Annotated in this window: 16 protein-coding genes; 5 read left to right on the forward strand and 11 right to left on the reverse strand. The window is 35.7% G+C overall.

Annotation, left to right across the window (positions count from 1 at the left end):
- The 5 genes from ACSVH7_RS01825 to aspS form a co-directional block, all read right to left on the reverse strand.
- Positions 1-522, reverse strand: coding sequence for an NADH-quinone oxidoreductase subunit C (locus ACSVH7_RS01825; RefSeq protein ID WP_438064984.1), 522 nt, complete (start codon positions 520-522; stop codon positions 1-3).
- Positions 523-526: 4 nt separating this feature from the next.
- Positions 527-1,075, reverse strand: a complete 549-nt coding sequence (locus ACSVH7_RS01830; RefSeq protein WP_438064985.1) for an NADH-quinone oxidoreductase subunit B — start codon at positions 1,073-1,075, stop codon at positions 527-529.
- A 34-nt stretch (positions 1,076-1,109) separates the two neighbouring features.
- The gene (locus tag ACSVH7_RS01835) at positions 1,110-1,475 is read right to left on the reverse strand and encodes an NADH-quinone oxidoreductase subunit A (protein WP_438064986.1); all 366 of its coding nucleotides are present in this window, start codon (positions 1,473-1,475) and stop codon (positions 1,110-1,112) included.
- A 232-nt stretch (positions 1,476-1,707) separates the two neighbouring features.
- Positions 1,708-1,902 (reverse strand): cold-shock protein, encoded by a 195-nt coding sequence (locus ACSVH7_RS01840; RefSeq protein ID WP_024979890.1) that lies wholly within the window; start codon positions 1,900-1,902, stop codon positions 1,708-1,710.
- 111 nt (positions 1,903-2,013) lie between these two features.
- Positions 2,014-3,765, reverse strand: a complete 1,752-nt coding sequence (gene aspS / locus ACSVH7_RS01845) for an aspartate--tRNA ligase (protein ID WP_438064987.1) — start codon at positions 3,763-3,765, stop codon at positions 2,014-2,016.
- 157 nt (positions 3,766-3,922) lie between these two features.
- Between aspS and ACSVH7_RS01850 the strand changes: the two genes are divergently transcribed.
- Complete coding sequence (locus tag ACSVH7_RS01850) at positions 3,923-4,927, forward strand: TlpA family protein disulfide reductase (RefSeq protein ID WP_438064988.1); 1,005 nt, start codon at positions 3,923-3,925, stop codon at positions 4,925-4,927.
- Between the two features lie 174 nt (positions 4,928-5,101).
- Positions 5,102-5,449 carry a toxin-antitoxin system YwqK family antitoxin gene (locus ACSVH7_RS01855; protein ID WP_438064989.1) on the forward strand — a complete coding sequence of 116 codons (348 nt, stop codon included), beginning with the start codon at positions 5,102-5,104 and terminating at the stop codon, positions 5,447-5,449.
- A gap of 309 nt (positions 5,450-5,758) precedes the next feature.
- Here the strand turns inward: ACSVH7_RS01855 and ACSVH7_RS01860 are convergent, their stop codons facing one another.
- The 5 genes from ACSVH7_RS01860 to ACSVH7_RS01880 form a co-directional block, all read right to left on the reverse strand.
- The gene (locus tag ACSVH7_RS01860; protein ID WP_438064990.1) at positions 5,759-8,932 is read right to left on the reverse strand and encodes an efflux RND transporter permease subunit; all 3,174 of its coding nucleotides are present in this window, start codon (positions 8,930-8,932) and stop codon (positions 5,759-5,761) included.
- A 29-nt stretch (positions 8,933-8,961) separates the two neighbouring features.
- Positions 8,962-10,029: an efflux RND transporter periplasmic adaptor subunit gene (locus tag ACSVH7_RS01865; RefSeq protein ID WP_438064991.1), complete on the reverse strand. Its 1,068-nt coding sequence runs from the start codon at positions 10,027-10,029 to the stop codon at positions 8,962-8,964.
- Between the two features lie 4 nt (positions 10,030-10,033).
- Positions 10,034-11,377, reverse strand: coding sequence for a TolC family protein (locus tag ACSVH7_RS01870; RefSeq protein ID WP_438064992.1), 1,344 nt, complete (start codon positions 11,375-11,377; stop codon positions 10,034-10,036).
- 64 nt (positions 11,378-11,441) lie between these two features.
- Positions 11,442-12,044 (reverse strand): TetR/AcrR family transcriptional regulator, encoded by a 603-nt coding sequence (locus tag ACSVH7_RS01875; RefSeq protein ID WP_438064993.1) that lies wholly within the window; start codon positions 12,042-12,044, stop codon positions 11,442-11,444.
- A gap of 52 nt (positions 12,045-12,096) precedes the next feature.
- Positions 12,097-12,618 (reverse strand): YceI family protein, encoded by a 522-nt coding sequence (locus tag ACSVH7_RS01880; protein WP_438064994.1) that lies wholly within the window; start codon positions 12,616-12,618, stop codon positions 12,097-12,099.
- A gap of 247 nt (positions 12,619-12,865) precedes the next feature.
- On the opposite strand from ACSVH7_RS01880, the gene ACSVH7_RS01885 reads away from it, so the two are divergent.
- The gene (locus ACSVH7_RS01885; RefSeq protein ID WP_438064995.1) at positions 12,866-13,840 is read left to right on the forward strand and encodes a polyprenyl synthetase family protein; all 975 of its coding nucleotides are present in this window, start codon (positions 12,866-12,868) and stop codon (positions 13,838-13,840) included.
- Positions 13,841-13,911: 71 nt separating this feature from the next.
- Positions 13,912-14,271, forward strand: coding sequence for a hypothetical protein (locus ACSVH7_RS01890; RefSeq protein ID WP_438064996.1), 360 nt, complete (start codon positions 13,912-13,914; stop codon positions 14,269-14,271).
- A gap of 86 nt (positions 14,272-14,357) precedes the next feature.
- Here the strand turns inward: ACSVH7_RS01890 and ACSVH7_RS01895 are convergent, their stop codons facing one another.
- Entirely contained in the window at positions 14,358-14,882 is a 525-nt protein-coding gene (locus tag ACSVH7_RS01895; RefSeq protein WP_438064997.1) for a hypothetical protein, read from the reverse strand.
- A 115-nt stretch (positions 14,883-14,997) separates the two neighbouring features.
- Between ACSVH7_RS01895 and ACSVH7_RS01900 the strand changes: the two genes are divergently transcribed.
- The gene (locus ACSVH7_RS01900; protein ID WP_438064998.1) at positions 14,998-17,787 is read left to right on the forward strand and encodes a 2-oxoglutarate dehydrogenase E1 component; all 2,790 of its coding nucleotides are present in this window, start codon (positions 14,998-15,000) and stop codon (positions 17,785-17,787) included.
- Positions 17,788-17,842 lie beyond the last annotated feature (55 nt).

Raw genomic sequence — 17,842 nt, forward strand, 5'->3', positions numbered from 1 at the left:
TTAGCTATTAGAAGGTGTTCTTCCAAAGAAACGGTCATCTTTATCGGTTCTTCCTCCATCTTCCATTGGGAATTCTTTTCGCATTGGAAAAGAAACCATTTCATCCATGTTCAAAATTCTTTTCAACTGAGGATGTCCTACAAAGTTAATCCCAAAGAAATCATAGGTTTCGCGTTCCATCCAATTGGCACATAAAAATATGTTAGCAATTGATTTTACCTCAGGTGCTTCCCCGTTTAAAAAAGTTTTGATGCGGATACGTTTATTTTCATACCAATTGTGCATGTGGTACACGACTGCAAATTGCCTTTCTTCTTCGTTGTCTGGATAATGAATACCACATAAATCGGTCAAGAAGTGAAAACGTAATTGTGGGTCATTCTTTAAAAATAGAACGACTGCTGTTATCGTGTCGGCAGCTACTTCGAAGGTAAAAATATCTCTATCTTGAGTGAATTGAAAAACAGCATTGCCAAAATGAGCTACTAATTTTTCTTGTATTTCGGTTGTTTCTAATGCCATCTTTTTATTTGATATTATAAGAAGCTAATAATTCTTGATATTCTGGGGAGCTTCGTCTTCTAACCGATTCATTTTTTACAATTTCTTGTAATTTCATTACTCCTTCTACTATTTGCTCTGGTCTTGGAGGGCAACCTGGCACATAAACATCTACCGGAATTACTTTATCAATACCTTGTAACACAGAATAGGTATCAAAAACACCCCCTGAAGAGGCACATGCACCAACGGCAATCACCCATCTAGGCTCTGACATTTGCTCGTAAACTTGTCGTAAAATTGGACCCATTTTTTTAGAAATAGTTCCCATAACCATTAGCATATCAGCTTGTCTTGGAGAAAAACTTACTCTTTCTGATCCAAAACGAGCCAAATCGTAATGAGAGGCCATAGTAGCCATGAATTCGATACCGCAGCAAGAAGTGGCAAACGGCAAAGGCCATAAAGAGTTAGCTCTAGCTAATCCTACAACATCATTTAATTTAGTTGCAAAAAAACCTTCACCAACAACTCCTTCTGGAGGAGCGACCATTTTTGTATTAGAATCTGTCATAATTGATATAGTGTTCGATTTCTATTGTCTTTATTTATTCCCACTCAAGGGCTTTTTTCTTGATGATATAGAAAAAACCAACTAGTAACAAGAGCATAAAAATAACCATTTTTATCATACCCTCAATACCTAACTCCTTGAAATTGATAGCCCAAGGATATAAAAAGATTACTTCAATATCAAACAACACAAACAAAATAGCTACAAGAAAGTATTTTACCGAAAACGGGATACGAGCGTTTCCGATGGATTCAATACCACATTCAAAGTTTCTATTTTTGTTTATAGAGTTTCTTTTTGGACCTAATTTTCCAGAAATAAAGATGATTCCAGCGACAAAAGCTACCACAATTGCTAGCTGAATTAGGATAGGAAGAAAATTGATTTGTTCGGTTTGCATAGTAGTTTTTTTATCTTGCTTAAACGAATCGCAAAGATAGGTTGCAAGGATGTAAAACACAAGTTAATTACTTTTTTTCAGTTATAAACGTTTGTTAATCTGTTCTAATTTTTATTCATTATAAATAATAAAACTGATTTAGTTCTGTTGTAGTTACTTTAAAATAAAAAAGTGCTTCGAAATCAATCGAAGCACTTTACTTTTTGTAAAAAATACTGTTCTATTTTTTAGCTTAAAGCACTACTACTTGAGCAGCAACTTTACCTTTTCTTCCTTCTTCTTCTTCATAACTTACTCGGTCACCTTCGCGTAATTCTTCCGCTTTGATTCCTGATGCATGAACAAAAATGTCTTTTCCTGTTTCTTCGTCTGTAATGAATCCGTAACCTTTTGACTCATTGAAAAATTTAACTGTACCTGTACGCATTGTAATAATAATAATAATTTATAATGGACAAATGTAATCTTTAATATAATACAAAATCGTTTCGTGTCGTATTTTTTTTTCAAAAATATTGATATACAGACTATTCAAGCTTTATTTTGATTTTAATTGAATGTGTAATTCGTTTAATTGAGAATCATCAATTGTGGAAGGAGCATCAATCATTACGTCTCGACCAGAATTATTTTTTGGGAAAGCAATAAAGTCACGAATGGTTTCTTGGCCACCTAAAATGGCCACTAATCGATCCAATCCAAAAGCCAATCCACCATGAGGAGGAGCTCCAAATTGAAAAGCATCCATCAAAAATCCGAATTGTGCTTTGGCTTCTTCTTCTGTAAATCCTAAATATTTAAACATTAATTGTTGAGTGGCTTTGTCATGAATACGAATAGACCCCCCTCCAATTTCATTTCCATTCAACACCATATCATAAGCATTGGCTCTTACTTTTCCTGGATTGGTTTCTAATAAATGCATGTCCTCTGGTTTTGGCGAGGTAAATGGGTGGTGCATGGCGTGATAACGTCCGCTTTCTTCATCAAATTCTAACAATGGGAAGTCAACAACCCAAAGAGGAGCAAATTCAGCCGGGTTTCTTAAGCCTAAACGAGTTGCTAATTCCATTCGCAATGCTGAAAGTTGCGCTCTAGTTTTATCAGCAGGTCCAGACAATACAAAAATCATGTCTCCCGGTTTGGCGCCAGTTGTTTTAGCCCAATTGGTTAAATCGTCTTGATCGTAGAATTTATCTACAGATGATTTGTAAGTGCCGTCTTCGTTACATTTTACATAGACCATTCCGCTTGCACCCACTTGTGGACGTTTTACCCAATCAATCAAAGCGTCAATTTCTTTACGAGTATAGTTTCCTGCGCCAGGAACAGCTATACCCACTACTAATTCAGCAGCATTGAAAACAGAGAATTCTTTGTGTTGTGCATAAGCATTCAATTCACCAAACTCCATTCCAAAACGAATATCTGGTTTATCGTTTCCGTAGGTTTTCATAGCATGTTCGTAAGTCATTCTAGGGAATTTCTCAACTTCGATGCCTTTTAATTCTTTTAGTAAATGACGTGTCAGCCCTTCAAAAACGTTTAAAATGTCTTCTTGCTCTACAAATGCCATTTCACAATCGATTTGCGTAAACTCAGGCTGTCTGTCGGCACGTAAATCTTCATCACGGAAACATTTTACAATCTGAAAATATTTATCCATGCCGCCCACCATCAATAATTGCTTGAAGGTTTGTGGCGATTGCGGTAACGCATAAAACTGCCCTTCATTCATTCTTGAAGGAACTACGAAATCTCTAGCGCCTTCTGGAGTAGATTTGATCAAGTAAGGTGTTTCTACTTCACAAAAATCTAAATCTGAAAGGTATTTTCTAACTTCCATCGCTACTTTGTGACGGAAAAGCAAGCTGTTTTTTACTGGATTTCGTCGAATGTCTAAATAACGGTATTTCATTCGAATATCTTCACCACCATCCGTTTCATCTTCGATAGTAAATGGAGGGGTTAATGCTGCATTTAATATCGTTAACTCGGATACTAAAATTTCGATCTCTCCTGTTGGAATATTGTTGTTTTTGGCTTCACGTTCAATTACTGTTCCTTTCACCTGAATTACAAATTCTCTTCCTAAGGTTTTGGCTAATTCAAAAACAGATTTTTCGGTACGACTTTCGTCAAAAATCAATTGTGTAATTCCGTAACGGTCTCTTAGATCGACCCAATTCATGAATCCTTTATCACGTGATTTTTGTACCCATCCCGCTAGCGTTACTTCTTGATTGATATGTGAGGCGTTCAATTCGCCACAATTATGACTTCTATACATGTTCCAAAATTTTAGATTGCAAAAGTAAAAACAAAATTTAAATAATGGTAATAGTTTACCATATCCTTATCTTTTAAAAAAAAAGATTGTTAATGTTTTTAAGTTTGAAGGAAAATACTATTAAGTTTGAGGTTACTAATCAGTAACTAAAATATATATGAAAAAAGTACTTGTTCTAGCCTTGTTGGCATTTGTATCATTTGCAGGTTTTAGCCAAAAGAAATCCTCTTTTGTTTTACAAGCCGAAATCGCTAATCGCAATAGTGATACGCTTAGAATTTTAAACAGAACCAATGGGAAGGAATTATTAAAGATGGCTGTAGATAAAAAAGGATTGTTTAAAGGGACTGTTGCCCTGGATAATGGTTTTTATCTTTTGTTTGATGGTAAAGAATATGCTTCGTTGTTTTTGAAAAATAGCTATAATCTAAAACTCAAAATGGATGCCAAGCAATTTGATGAATCTATTGTATTTACTGGAGTGGGTGCAGTTGAGAACAATTATTTAGCACAAAACACTGTTGCCGAGTCTAAATTTGACTATAATGCGCTTTTAGCAGCCAACGAAGCCGATTTTTCAAAACGTATCGAGGAGAAAAAAGCGGCTGATGTTGCGGATTTAGCCTCTAAAAAATTAGATCCAGAATTTGTAGCGGTTCAAAAGCAAAATATCGAAATGAATTTGGCAAGTTTGCAACAATACTATCAAAAAATTGCTGAAAGTAACAAAATGAATGGTGCACCTTCTCCGACTTTTGAGTACGACAATTATAAAGGAGGAAAAACTAAGTTAGAAGATTTTAAAGGTAAGTTTGTTTATATTGATGTTTGGGCGACTTGGTGTGGGCCATGTCGTCAGGAAATCCCTTTTTTGAAAAAAGTAGAGGAGAAATACCATGACAAGAATATTGTCTTTTTAAGTATGTCGATTGATAAGTTGAAAGATGCAGAAAAATGGAAAACCATGATTAAAGAAAAAGAACTTGGAGGTGTTCAGGTTTTTGCTGATAACGATTGGAATTCAAAGTTTGTGCAGGACTATAAAATTACTGGAATTCCTCGCTTTATTTTGGTAGATCCTAATGGCATTATTGTAAAGGCAGATGCGCCAAGACCTTCTTCAGGTGAATTGCATACCTTACTGGACTCGGTTTTAAAGTAAATAGTAGTTTTATAGTGTTTAAAAACAGTCTTTTATGGCTGTTTTTTTTGTGTTTTGTGTTTTCCAATGTTAAGCTTTTAAGCAATGTTACCAAATTGTTACCAAAAAGTTTTTTTAATGTGAACTTTTGTGTAACTTTGGTATCAGAAAAGATAACCACTAAAATCAAACATCATGAAAACATATATTTTAACTGCAGCATTATTATTAACTGGATTAATTTATGCACAAGAAACAAAACCGGTTTTGGAGCCTTTTGGCAATAAAGTGAAAGCCACTTATTTTTATGATAATGGTCAGGTACAACAAGAAGGTTTTTTTGAAAACGGCAAATTGGAGGGCTATTGGGTAGCCTATAATGAAGACGGAACAAAAAAATCATCTGGATTTTATAAAGAAGGAGCTAAAGTTGGAAAATGGTTTTTTTGGAAAGAAGCTAATTTAAGTGAAGTAGATTATGCAAGTAACACGATTGCTACTATCAAAAACTGGAAACGAGAAGCTGTTGCTGTAAAAAATTAATTTTTTGGTTAATTAATAAAAAAAATGCCATCTAAACATCGTTTAGGTGGCATTTTTTATTGCATTCATTTAATCCAGAATCCGCATTAGAAAGCTACAATGACTCTTTTAGCTCCCCATTATTACATTTTTTATCGGAGTTCTGTCAATACCTTTCTTCTAAAAAATAGTCCGTGAACTTCCGCTTATATGCATAATTCAATGACCCACCTATGTAGATTATTTTGCATTAATCATAAAAAACGCTTATCCTTTTGATGCAAAGAGGATAAGCGTTTTTAAAATTTAATGTGCTATTACTAACTAGTTTTAATGAGTATGTTTTGGATTGAAGCCATCTTCACTTATTTCGGTAGGCACATAATCAGCGGTAAGTAAAGCTTCATAGTCTGTTTTTTCTCCTTTACTAACTTTATGAATGATTTTTTCCATGATTTCATAAATCACGGGAACAATAATTAAAGTAAGGAATAACGAACTAATCAAACCACCGATGATTACCCAAGCTAATCCGTTTTTCCATTCGGCACCAGCACCAGAGGCTAATGCTATCGGAAACATACCAAATACCATAGCAATAGTCGTCATCAAGATAGGACGCAAACGGGCATGATTGGCCTGAATTAATGCATTACGAATACTTTCGCCTGCAGCCCTTCTTTGATTAGTATAATCTACTAGCATGATTGCGTTTTTACTCACCAATCCAATCAACATGATGATCCCTAAAATGGTAAAAATATTCAAAGAGTTATTGGTCAGGGCTAAGGCTAATAAAGCACCGATAAAGGAAAGAGGGATAGCAAATAATACTACAAATGGATGTACAAAGCTATCATATAACCCCACCATCACCAAGTATACTAAAATAATTGCGGCCAATAGAGCGATTCCTAAAGTACCAAAACCTTCACTTTGATTTTCTTGATCTCCCCCCCAAATGTATTTTACACCCGTTGGTTTTTCTAATTTATCTAATTGTGTTTGCCATTGTTGCACAATAGTTCCCGATGGGACTCCGATATTTTGGCCTTGCACTGTTACAGAAGCAGTTTTATCTCTACGTTCTAATTGACTTGGCCCTGAACCTTCCGAAATTGTAGCAAATTGGGAGAGTTTAATTTGTTGCCCTTGATCATTCACAAAAATAAGATTACTTACATCAGTGATGTCTTTTCTGTCAAAAGCGTTGTACTTGATATTGATGTCATATTCATATTCACCCGATCTGAATTTTCCATCGGTGTTACCACTATAAGCAGTTTGCATGGTCATTCCTACAGTTTGTAAGGTTAACCCAAGTGCTGCCATCTTATCACGATCTACTTTTACGTTAACTTCTGGGTTTCCATCTTCAACGGTAAGTTTAATTTCTGTGGTTCCAGGAATTTTTCTCAATTCGGCCTCGGCTAGTTTGGCAAATTTCATCGCGCTTTCAACAGATGGCCCTGTTACAATCAATCCTAATTTTGCATCTTCAGCAGTCCCTAATATTCCTACAGGTACGGTTTTTACTTTTGCCCCAACCAACACTTTTTCAAGTTGTTTCTTGATTTTTGCAGCATAAACAGCAGCATCATCTTTACGGTCTTTTTGATCAATCATTTTCACGTTGATCTCTGCTTTATAAGCGGTAGATTGAGAAGCCCCCATTCCTTCTGAAGTTTGACCTACAGTAGTGATCTGGGTTTTCACATAGTCTTGTTTACTCAAATAGGTTTCTGCTTTTTGAGTCATAAAGTTAGTTTGCTCTAATGAAGCATCTTTTGGTAATTCGATTTGAACAAGGAATTCCCCGCTATCAGATGAGGCAAAAAATTCTCCTCCGATAAATCCTAAAGGCAACAGGGCAATAGAAGCAAAGAACAAAATCAGTACCGCAAAAATGGTTTTGTAGTAATGATCTAAACACCATTCTAAGATTTCGGATACCCAATTTGTGAACCTAGTAAGCAGGTTTTCAAATCCTAAAATAATTTTGCCAAACCAATTTTTTCCTTCGATATGTTCTAGTTTTCCAAATCTTGAAGATAACCAGGGAATAATGGTGAATGAGGTTAATAAAGATAATAAAGTTGAAATTACCACTGTCATACAGAATTGGGTAATAATATTGGAAACTAAACCAGTACTCAACGCAATAGGTAAAAACACTACCACAATTACTAAGGTGATTGAAGTTACCGTTGCTCCAATTTCGGCTGTGCCATCAAAGGCAGCACGAACTCTGTTTTTGCCCATTTCCATATGGCGATAGATGTTTTCGAGCACCACAATCGCGTCATCCACCAGTATCCCTACAACAAGAGAAAGTCCCAATAAACTCATCAAGTTTAAGGTATAATCTAAAAGATAGATTCCGATAAATGTAGCTACTAACGAGGCTGGAATCGATACCATCACAATTAATGAATTTCGAATGCTGTGAAGGAAAAACAACATAACCAAAGCGACCAATAATACTGCGATTAATAAATCGTGTACCACAGAATCAGCTGCCTCTAGAGTGAAGACGGTACTGTCTTTTGCAATTTCAAGTTCTAACGAAACGTCTTTATAATCCTTTTCAATATCTGCAATCGTTTTGATAATTAATTCACTCACCGCTACCGCATTAGCATCAGACTGTTTTATGATTTGAAGAGCAATGGCGCTTTTTTGATCGATTCGTGCGATTTTTTCAGCTAATTTTTGGGTATCTTGAATATCAGCGATGTCTTGCAAACGTATTTGAATACCATTAGCAGATGAAATCACAAGATTTCGTAATTCCTCTACATTTTTGTATTTACCCGCCAAACGAATTAAGATTTTTTGTTCGCGCGTTTGAATATTTCCAGTAGGAAAGTCTAAGTTCGAGGACAAAATCATTTGTTGTACTTGAGGTACAGACAATCCGTAACCTTGTAATTTTACGGCATCAATATTTACTTGAATTTCTCTTTCTTGACCACCAATAATGTTTACTTGAGCCACACCTTCCACACGAGATAAAATGGGGGCGATTTTTTTATCAATTAAATCATAAAATGCCGCTTCATCCATTTTTCCATTAGCACCGATAGTCATGATGGGCAAATCACTCAGTGAGAATTTGGTCAAGGATGGTGGATCGGCATCATCTGGTAAATCTCCTAAAATGGCATTGATTTTTCGTTGCGCATCATTGATGGCTAAATCAGCATCTGCATTTGAGGTTAATGTAACTGATACTGCGGAGAGACTTTCATAGGATTTCGAGTCAATTTTTTTGATATTTTCCAAAGAAGCGATCGCATCTTCTACTTTTTTGGTCACGGTATTTTCTACCTCACTTGGAGAGGCCCCGGGATAAACGGTAGAAATCGTGATAACATTAGTTTCAAATTTTGGGATCAATTCGTAGCCCAATTGGCTATAACTAAAAATCCCGGCTAGTGTAAGGATTGTAAATAATACAATCACTAGTGAAGGTCGTTTTATGGATATTTCTGCTAATTTCATACGTCTGATTTGTGGATTTTTCCCAGCAATTATTTAATGATTTCTACTGCAACGCCATCTTGTAAATTGATTTGTCCAGTAGTTATCACTGTTTCACCAATAGAAAGTCCGCTAATGATTTCAACTTTATCGCCTAAAATTCGACCTGCAGTTACTTTTTTAAGTTTAGCAATGCCGTTTTCTACTACAAAAATTTCATTACTGCTGACACTGCCTACAAAGGCATTTCTAGGAACGATTGTCAAAGCCGATTTTTGTTGCGAAGATTGGAATAACGCCGTTCCATACATTCCTGCTTTAAGTTCGTTATTGGTGTTGTTAGCCACTTCAATTTCTACCGGAAAATTCAGATTTGAATCGGCTTTAGCAGCAATGAAAGTGATACGACCATTAAAAGATTTGTCAGGATAAATGCCCGTTTTGATCGCAATGGAGTTGCCTACTTTTAAACTGGCCACTTGGGCTTCACTAACGGTAACTTTCAATTTCAATTTACTGACATTAACAATATCAAATAATGCAGTAGCAGGCATTGCGGCTAACATTGATCCTGGTTCGATATATTTTTTGTTAATGATTCCGTTAATTGGAGCTTTGATACGCGTGTCACCCACATTTATTTTGGCTTGTTTGTAGTTGGCTTCAGCATTAGTAAGGCCTAATTTGGCTTGGTCTAATTGTTGTTTGGTTACACCGCCCGTTTGATAGGCATTTTGAAACCGATTGTAATCTGATTTGGCATTCATGTAAGCAGCCTCAGCCGCTTTTGCATTTACATCAATGACATCACCTCTTACGATAGCTAAGGTTTGTCCTATAGTGACACGATCGCCCTCCTTGGCCAAAACACTAATTACTTTACCGGATTTTTCTGCAGAAAACGTAAGCTCCTGAATTGGTTCAAAATTACCATTGGCTACAAAATCTAAGGAAACCACTTCGTTTTTAACTTGATCCACTTTTACGGTAACGCTCGCATTTTTTGAAGCTACGATGGCTATTTTTTCAGCATTTTCTGCTTTGTTTTTCATCAAAATATAGCTAATTACACCTAAGGCCGCAATGATGATTATAATGGTTTTTATGTATTTTTTCATGATTTTAGTTGTTTAATAATGTTTTAAGTTCTCCTTTTGATTTTACTAATTTTATTTCCGCTAGTTTGTAATCTAATATCGCGGCGGTATAATTATTTTGTGCCTCGGTTGCTGCATTCTCTGCATCCAATAAATCGGTTAATGAAGCCAAACCTTGTTGGTAATTGTTATTCGTGTTCTTTAGAATTTCTTCTGCCAAACGCATGTTTTCTTTTTGATTGGTAATAGTGCTGATACTGTTTTCAATTTGTGTAGTAGCATTTTTATAATCAAGGTCTAAGGCTAATTGTGTGTCTTTGATGTCTTCTTCAATAGAACGCAGCTCTACATCAGCTTGCCTTACTTTGGCTCTAGTACCAAATCCACTAAAAATAGGAACTCTCAAATTTAAACCAATAGATGAAAAGTCAGACCAATACACTCCATTAGATGGTTTTTTGAACAATGGCATTTCAGGACCTTGCCCGAAGTAATTGTAATTAGCAGAAAGGGAAAGGGTAGGATAAAAGTTAGCTATAGCTGCTTTTTTCTGAAAATTCAATAATTCTTCTTGTTTTTTTAAGAGCAAATATTCCGTTCTAGTTTCCGGATTTGGTGCTTCTGTGATGGCCAAAGGCGTGATTTCAAAAGCAGTATTTGGTATCACAATTTTTGTAGCAATAGGCATTCCTATATAAAACTTTAAGGTGTTTTCTTGAAGCTGAATTAAATTGTTGATTTGTTGTTTTTGAGTCATAACATTGGTCACTCTCACATTCATTCTATCTAAATCAATTTTTTTGGCTAGCCCATTCTCAAATTGCCCTTTTACAATATCTCTAGCTTTTTCGGTAATTTTAAAAGTATTTTCTAACAGCGAAAGCTTTTCACGGAGCACGTATACTTGGTAATAATTGTTAGCAACACCTTCAATTACTTGTTCTTCGGTTAATTGATTGTTGATTAAATAAAACTCTTTTGTGGAACGCGCGGCTTTCAAACCTGTAAAAACCGATTGATCAAACAAAGCCTGAGTTAGGGAAACACCTGCTATAGAATTCCATTTTTGACCAAAAACAGCCTCAATAGTGGTTCCGGGTTGCCCGAATGATCCCCCATCAATAATACTAGTTTGTTGAATAGGGCTGTAGTTTAAACTTCCGTTGGCTGTAATTTGAGGCAAGGCTCTCGAACGCACTTCTTCAATTTGATATTGGCTATTCTCTACTTTTAGCTTTGCTTTTTGTGCTTCGGCCTTATTTTCAAGAGCAAACTTTAGTGCGTCTTGTAGGCTCAAGGTGGTCGCCTCTTGTGCTTGCATATTCAAAGCAAACCATACTATACTAAGAAAGGATAATCGGTATTTCATAAATTTAATATTTGTTATTGGGATTGATGATGCTGTTTTCTAATGCTATTCACCTTTACTATGGTTATTGCAATATGGTGTGTTCGTCTAACTGTCTTTCTAATTCAATGATACCCGCCAAGGTAGCCATCGCTCTGGTATGGTATTTTAAGGCTTCTAATTCTAGTTCTTGTGCTTCTTTCTCTGAAACGGTATTGCCATTGATATCAAAGATGAGTGTGTAGTAAAATCGTACATAGGCTTCTTTTGGAATGTCGGGTCGATACAAACCTTCTTTGATTCCTTTCTCAATGTTTTGTTTAAATACGGCATTACAATCATTTACCTCTCTACTAACCAAGTTGTAATAAATCTCAGGATAATGTTTTTTGAGTTGGTACATGGGCGAGGTATCTCCAGAATTAAACATTTCTTTGAACATTTTTCTAATTTCAAAATTCTCCTGAATGGCGTTGTAATTTTTTTTGACAATCGCGTCAATGCTCTGGTGCACCTCCTTGTGCATTACTTCTGTGCTTTCCTCAATCAGGACTTCTTTGTTGCAAAAGTATTTATAGATTGTTTTTTTAGAAATACACATTTCACTGGCAATATCATCCATAGTGATACTTTTAAAACCAAGTTTTAAAAAGAGCTCACTTGCTTTGGCCATGATTTTCTCTTTCATTGTAATGAAATCTTTTGTCTGTTATTTATTAGCTTGTTTTTATGGAAGGACATTACATTAAGAATTCCAAGTTTGCTATTAATTTAATATCTCTACCGATAGACCTTCCCCCATGTTGGGTATTCAAGTTGTACCAATGATCAAATTCTAATCGGCTGATTTTTGTTGAGACTTCAAAAGACCCCTTTTGTTGTCCGTCGTAGTTATTGATTCCCAGAAATTCGGTTTCTAACTCAAGTGATTTTGTAATGTTTTTAATCGTTAAGTCTCCTTTTAAAAAATTAATATTTTTATTTATTTTTTGAAAAGAAGTAGATTTAAATTGAATCATGGGAGCTTCATTCTCTTCAAAAAGCGAAGTCATCTTCGTTAAAAAGGGAATGGATTCTTGTTTTTTTGTGTTTTTTGGAAGTGCTAACGAAAAAGCTACTGATGCATCTTCAATAGTATCGTTGTCTAATACAATGTATCCGCTAAATTCGTTGTTGTTTCCACCCAAGTAGGCAATTAGGGAGTTTTTGTCTTCAATCAATACATCGGACTGATTGGAATTAATAAGCCATTTTGAATTCATGATTCGTGATAACTGTAGGTTGAGGGTTTAAGGAACTTTTGATTTTAATTATGGACAAATATAGAAAGGAAACCGCGAATACCAAAAAAGTTTCCTATGTTTTGTTTTTTTTAACACAGTAAACGTTTTCGATAGGATATATTTAACAATTGTTGTACAATAATATAATGCTATTCCACTGAATTTTCTGTTGAAAATAGTTTTCCTAATTGTATCTTTGAACTTTCGCTAATCGAATTTTATCCCTATGTATTCAGTTGCTGCTTACCAAGAGTTTTTTATGGCTTATCTCGATAATCAAACCATACATAAAGAACCCCAAAATTTATACCACCCTATTCACTATATCTTATCTTTAGGAGGCAAAAGAATGCGTCCTGTTTTGACTTTAATGAGTGCCGAAATTTTTGATACCTCCTATCAAAAGGCACTGCCTGCCTCTATGGCGGTAGAAGTTTTTCATAATTTCTCGTTAGTTCACGATGACATCATGGATGCAGCACCCTTGCGAAGAGGACACGAAACGGTACATGAAAAATGGGATACCAATACGGGCATTTTATCAGGTGATGCCATGCTAATTTTGGCCTATCAATATTTTGAAAAATACGAACCCAAAACCTTTCGAAAATTGGCTAAATTGTTTAGCAAAACGGCTTTAGAAGTTTGTGAAGGGCAGCAATGGGATGTGGATTTCGAAACGAGAAACGATGTCACGATTCCTGAATATCTAAAAATGATCGAATTCAAAACAGCAGTACTCGTGGCAGCGGCTATGAAAATGGGCGCAATCATCGCTAAAACATCCAAAACCAACGCTAAATTAATTTATGATTTTGGACTGAATTTAGGAATTGCCTTCCAATTACAAGACGATTACTTGGATGCGTTTGGCGATCCTGCCACTTTTGGAAAACAAGTAGGCGGTGATATTATTGAGAATAAAAAAACCTATTTGTATTTGAAAGCCCTTGAGTTCTCTACTGATTCTCAGAAAGAACAATTAACCACTTTGTTTTCAACGCAACCAGCAACTGTAGCGGCAAAAATTGAGCAAGTCAAACACATTTTTACAGTCAGTGGCGCAGCTGTTGCTACACAGGAAGCCATTAAGAAATATACACATTTAGCATTTGAAACATTGAATAATTTACAAATCGCATCGGATAAAAAAGCATTATTGAAAGCCTTTGGAGAAAATTTGATGGAACGAAAAGTGTAAAAAATCAAACAAACTCTTTGTTTGAAACACTAAAGTTTTATTTTGCTATCAGCGAACTTAAAAAGCAAAACATGTATGTAGCGCCACTCAATACGGAACATTTACTTGCAGAAGCAACCAAGGAAAATTTGTATCTTAATTTAATAGTTCAAATCAATAAAGATTTTAACTTGGCTAATGAAGGTGTTGATTTTCCAGTGACTATTACGCCAGAGGCACTCCAATTGGAGCTGCAAGAAAAAATATATCGTCTTATTCAGCACAAGTTTGCTGAATATTTAAACTTGCTCTATATCATTGATGTTCCGGAAAACGACATAAAGCAATTGGATGGATCCGATATTGTTGCGCTGTCAAGTCAGGTGGCTTTTTTGATTCTAAAAAGAGAATGGCAAAAAGTATGGTTTCGAAATTATTATCGTTCCGTTTAAAGGTGAAATTTCTTCTCAACACCCCCCTTTCTTACTTTTTCAATTGTATCCTCCTTATAAAATAGACTTCCTAGCCTAACGACCTATTAGAAGTAAACCCTTACAAAAGGCATGAAGGCTTCGCTATAAATACTCTTGTTGTCATCATGTAAAACATCATAACGAACTCCAAAAGTAACATTGTTGCTGCGATAACCCGCTCCTAAATACAAGGCGGTATTCCAATAATCCTGATCGCCGTAGTATCGAAATTTGGTATTGAATCGCAATTGCTCTAGCTCTGCCGATAATTGAATTTGGGGAATCGGATTGATCAAACCAATCAAACTTCCTCCATAAGTATAAGTTTCATAATTGTTTTTTACTTTAATATACCCAAATTGTATACTTGCTCCCAAAGCCACAAATGGGTTAATATTGTAAATCGCACTTGGGGCCACAGAAATATCGGTAAAGCCCGAACCAAAATTCAAACCTAATCCTCCTCCAAATTGTATTTTTTTAGAAAAACCATTTGAAAAAGCCTGTTGCGCATACAACGATTTCGTGAAACACAGCAATACAAAAAGGAAAATCAATCGGCAAACTGCAAAAAATTTAATTTTTTTCATGACAATGGGTTTTATTTAACAAAAATAGCAGTAAAAGTAATCAAAAAAGTGAATTAATTATATCCGTTTATTGTACTTTTGTCGGACTATTTTAAAAATTCATTCAACTAATATTATGGATAGGTTTTCATTTTTAAACGCAGCACACACCGAATTTTTTGCACAATTATACGATCAATATTTAGAAAATCCAGATAGCGTAGAGCCAAGTTGGAGAAGCTTTTTTCAAGGCTTTGACTTTGGAATGACCACTTATAATGAGGAACAAGTAAACCATTCGCCCACAACAGCTGTAGTTGCCTCTTCCGAAGATTCTTGTTTTGCTTCGAATACTCAAGTTTCTGAAAAATTACAAAAAGAATTTAAAGTGATCAAACTGATCGAAGGCTACCGAATGCGAGGGCATTTGTTTACCAAAACCAACCCGGTGCGCGATCGTCGTCTTTATTTACCTACTTTAGATATTGAAAATTTTGGTCTTGTTACTTCGGATATGGACGTAGTTTTTGATGCTGCCAAAGTAATTGGTAAAGAACCTTGTACTTTAAGAGAACTAATTGGACATTTAGAAAATATCTATTGCCAACATATCGGAATCGAATATGTTTTTATACGTAAACCCGAAATTGTGGAGTGGATTCGTCAAAAAATAAGAATTAATGACAATCAACCTAATTTCTCTTCTGAGGAGAAAAAAGTAATCTTAGAGAAATTAAATGAAGCCGTAGCGTTTGAAAATTTCTTGCATACAAAATACGTAGGCCAAAAACGCTTTTCTCTAGAAGGTGGAGAAACAATTATCCCCGCTTTAGATGCTTTAATTGAAAAAGCAGCCGATAAAGGAGTAGAGCAATTCGTTATGGGAATGGCGCACCGTGGACGTTTGAATGTACTTGCCAATATATTCGGCAAATCAACACAAGATATTTTTAGTGAATTTGATGGCAAAGACTACGACCAAGAGTATTTTGATGGCGACGTTAAATACCATTTGGGATTGACTGCTGACAAAGTTACGCGTTCGGGCAAAAAAATAAACATCAACCTTGCTCCAAATCCTTCCCACTTAGAAACCGTAGGCGCAGTTATTGAAGGAATTACAAGAGCAAAACAAGATAAATATTTTGCGGATGATTTCTCCAAAGTATTGCCAATTGCCGTTCATGGTGATGCTGCTATCGCAGGCCAAGGCATTTTGTATGAAATTGTACAAATGGCACAATTAGATGGTTACAAAACCGGAGGAACCATTCATATTGTAATCAATAATCAAGTAGGTTTTACTACCAACTATCTTGACGCACGTTCGTCTACTTACTGTACAGATGTGGCCAAAGTGACCCTTTCTCCGGTATTACATGTGAATGCAGATGATGCAGAAGCGGTAGTTCACGCCATGTCTTTCGCATTAGATTTTAGAATGCAATTCGGAAAAGATGTCTTTATTGATTTGCTAGGATACAGAAAGTATGGTCATAATGAAGGAGATGAACCAAGATTTACCCAACCTGTATTGTATAAATTAATTGCCAAACATCAAAATCCAAGAGATATTTATGCTTTAAAATTATTGACAGATGGTGTTATTGATGCCACTTTTGTCAACCAAATTGAAAAGGAATACAAAGACAAACTCAATGATAACCTTGAGGCTTCACGTAAAAAAGAACTGACAGTAATTACTCCATTTATGCAAAATGAATGGAATGGATTTGAGCAAGTTTCTGACAAAGTGATGTTGCAAAAAGTGGATACAACTGTAGCCAAAGAAACCTTAGATTCTATTATTACAACCGTTTCTAGCTTGCCTGCTGATAAAAAATTCATCAACAAAATTTCTAAAATTGTTGGCGATAGAAAAACAGGATATGACAACAATACTATCGATTGGGGAACTGCCGAGACTATGGCTTATGGCTCATTACTAACCGAAGGATTTGATGTTCGTATTTCAGGTCAGGATGTAGAGCGAGGGACTTTTTCACACCGTCATGCGGTAGTAAAAGTGGAAGATTCAGAAGAAGAAGTTGTGCTGTTAGATCACATAGAAAACAAAAAAGGAAACTTCTATGTGTACAACTCATTCTTGTCTGAATATGGTGTTTTAGGATTTGACTATGGCTATGCCTTGGCAAATCCAAACGCATTGACGATTTGGGAAGCACAATTTGGCGATTTCTCTAATGGTGCCCAAATCATGATTGACCAATACATCTCGTGTGGAGAAGACAAATGGAACAATCAAAACGGAATTGTAATGTTGTTGCCGCATGGTTACGAAGGACAGGGAGCAGAGCACTCTTCGGCTAGAATGGAGCGTTATCTTCAACTTTGTGCCCGACATAATATGTATGTGGCGGATTGTACAACACCAGCCAACTTCTTCCACTTGTTAAGAAGACAAATGAAAACCAATTTCCGTAAACCATTAATAGTGTTTACACCAAAGAGTTTACTACGTGATCCAAGATGTGTTTCACCACTAGAAGATTTTACGCAGGGGCAATTCCAAGAAACCATTGATGATACAGCAGTTAATAAAGCAGAGGTAAAGACCTTGGTGTTTTGCACCGGTAAATTCTATTATGATATTACAGCCGAAAGAACCAACAACGGTCGAAACGATGTAGCTGTAGTGCGTATCGAACAATTATTCCCCTTACCCATCGAGCAGTTAAAAGAAATTATCGCTCAATATCCAAATGCAGACGATTATGTTTGGGCACAAGAAGAACCAAAAAACATGGGAGCTTATACGTACATGTTGGCTAATTTTGATTTGGTAAAATGGAGATTAGCATCACTTAAAGCCTATGCGGCACCAGCGTCAGGAAGTTACACCAGAGCCAAGCGTCGTCACGCCGATGCTATTAGAATGGTATTTGATAAAAATTTATTTAGATAAAACGTTTGTGGTTTTTAGTTTATTACTTAAAACAAACCAGAAACCATTAGCCTTA

Source organism: Flavobacterium sp. TSSA_36 (assembly GCF_051547165.1).
Lineage (GTDB): Bacteria > Bacteroidota > Bacteroidia > Flavobacteriales > Flavobacteriaceae > Flavobacterium.

Coding starts and splice junctions, on each gene's coding strand:
- ACSVH7_RS01825 (WP_438064984.1), bottom strand. CDS start 522: ATGGCATTAGAAACAACCGAAATACAAGAAAAATTAGTAGCTCATTTT.
- ACSVH7_RS01830 (WP_438064985.1), bottom strand. CDS start 1,075: ATGACAGATTCTAATACAAAAATGGTCGCTCCTCCAGAAGGAGTTGTT.
- ACSVH7_RS01835 (WP_438064986.1), bottom strand. CDS start 1,475: ATGCAAACCGAACAAATCAATTTTCTTCCTATCCTAATTCAGCTAGCA.
- ACSVH7_RS01840 (WP_024979890.1), bottom strand. CDS start 1,902: ATGCGTACAGGTACAGTTAAATTTTTCAATGAGTCAAAAGGTTACGGA.
- aspS (WP_438064987.1), bottom strand. CDS start 3,765: ATGTATAGAAGTCATAATTGTGGCGAATTGAACGCCTCACATATCAAT.
- ACSVH7_RS01850 (WP_438064988.1), top strand. CDS start 3,923: ATGAAAAAAGTACTTGTTCTAGCCTTGTTGGCATTTGTATCATTTGCA.
- ACSVH7_RS01855 (WP_438064989.1), top strand. CDS start 5,102: ATGAAAACATATATTTTAACTGCAGCATTATTATTAACTGGATTAATT.
- ACSVH7_RS01860 (WP_438064990.1), bottom strand. CDS start 8,932: ATGAAATTAGCAGAAATATCCATAAAACGACCTTCACTAGTGATTGTA.
- ACSVH7_RS01865 (WP_438064991.1), bottom strand. CDS start 10,029: ATGAAAAAATACATAAAAACCATTATAATCATCATTGCGGCCTTAGGT.
- ACSVH7_RS01870 (WP_438064992.1), bottom strand. CDS start 11,377: ATGAAATACCGATTATCCTTTCTTAGTATAGTATGGTTTGCTTTGAAT.
- ACSVH7_RS01875 (WP_438064993.1), bottom strand. CDS start 12,044: ATGAAAGAGAAAATCATGGCCAAAGCAAGTGAGCTCTTTTTAAAACTT.
- ACSVH7_RS01880 (WP_438064994.1), bottom strand. CDS start 12,618: ATGAATTCAAAATGGCTTATTAATTCCAATCAGTCCGATGTATTGATT.
- ACSVH7_RS01885 (WP_438064995.1), top strand. CDS start 12,866: ATGTATTCAGTTGCTGCTTACCAAGAGTTTTTTATGGCTTATCTCGAT.
- ACSVH7_RS01890 (WP_438064996.1), top strand. CDS start 13,912: ATGTATGTAGCGCCACTCAATACGGAACATTTACTTGCAGAAGCAACC.
- ACSVH7_RS01895 (WP_438064997.1), bottom strand. CDS start 14,882: ATGAAAAAAATTAAATTTTTTGCAGTTTGCCGATTGATTTTCCTTTTT.
- ACSVH7_RS01900 (WP_438064998.1), top strand. CDS start 14,998: ATGGATAGGTTTTCATTTTTAAACGCAGCACACACCGAATTTTTTGCA.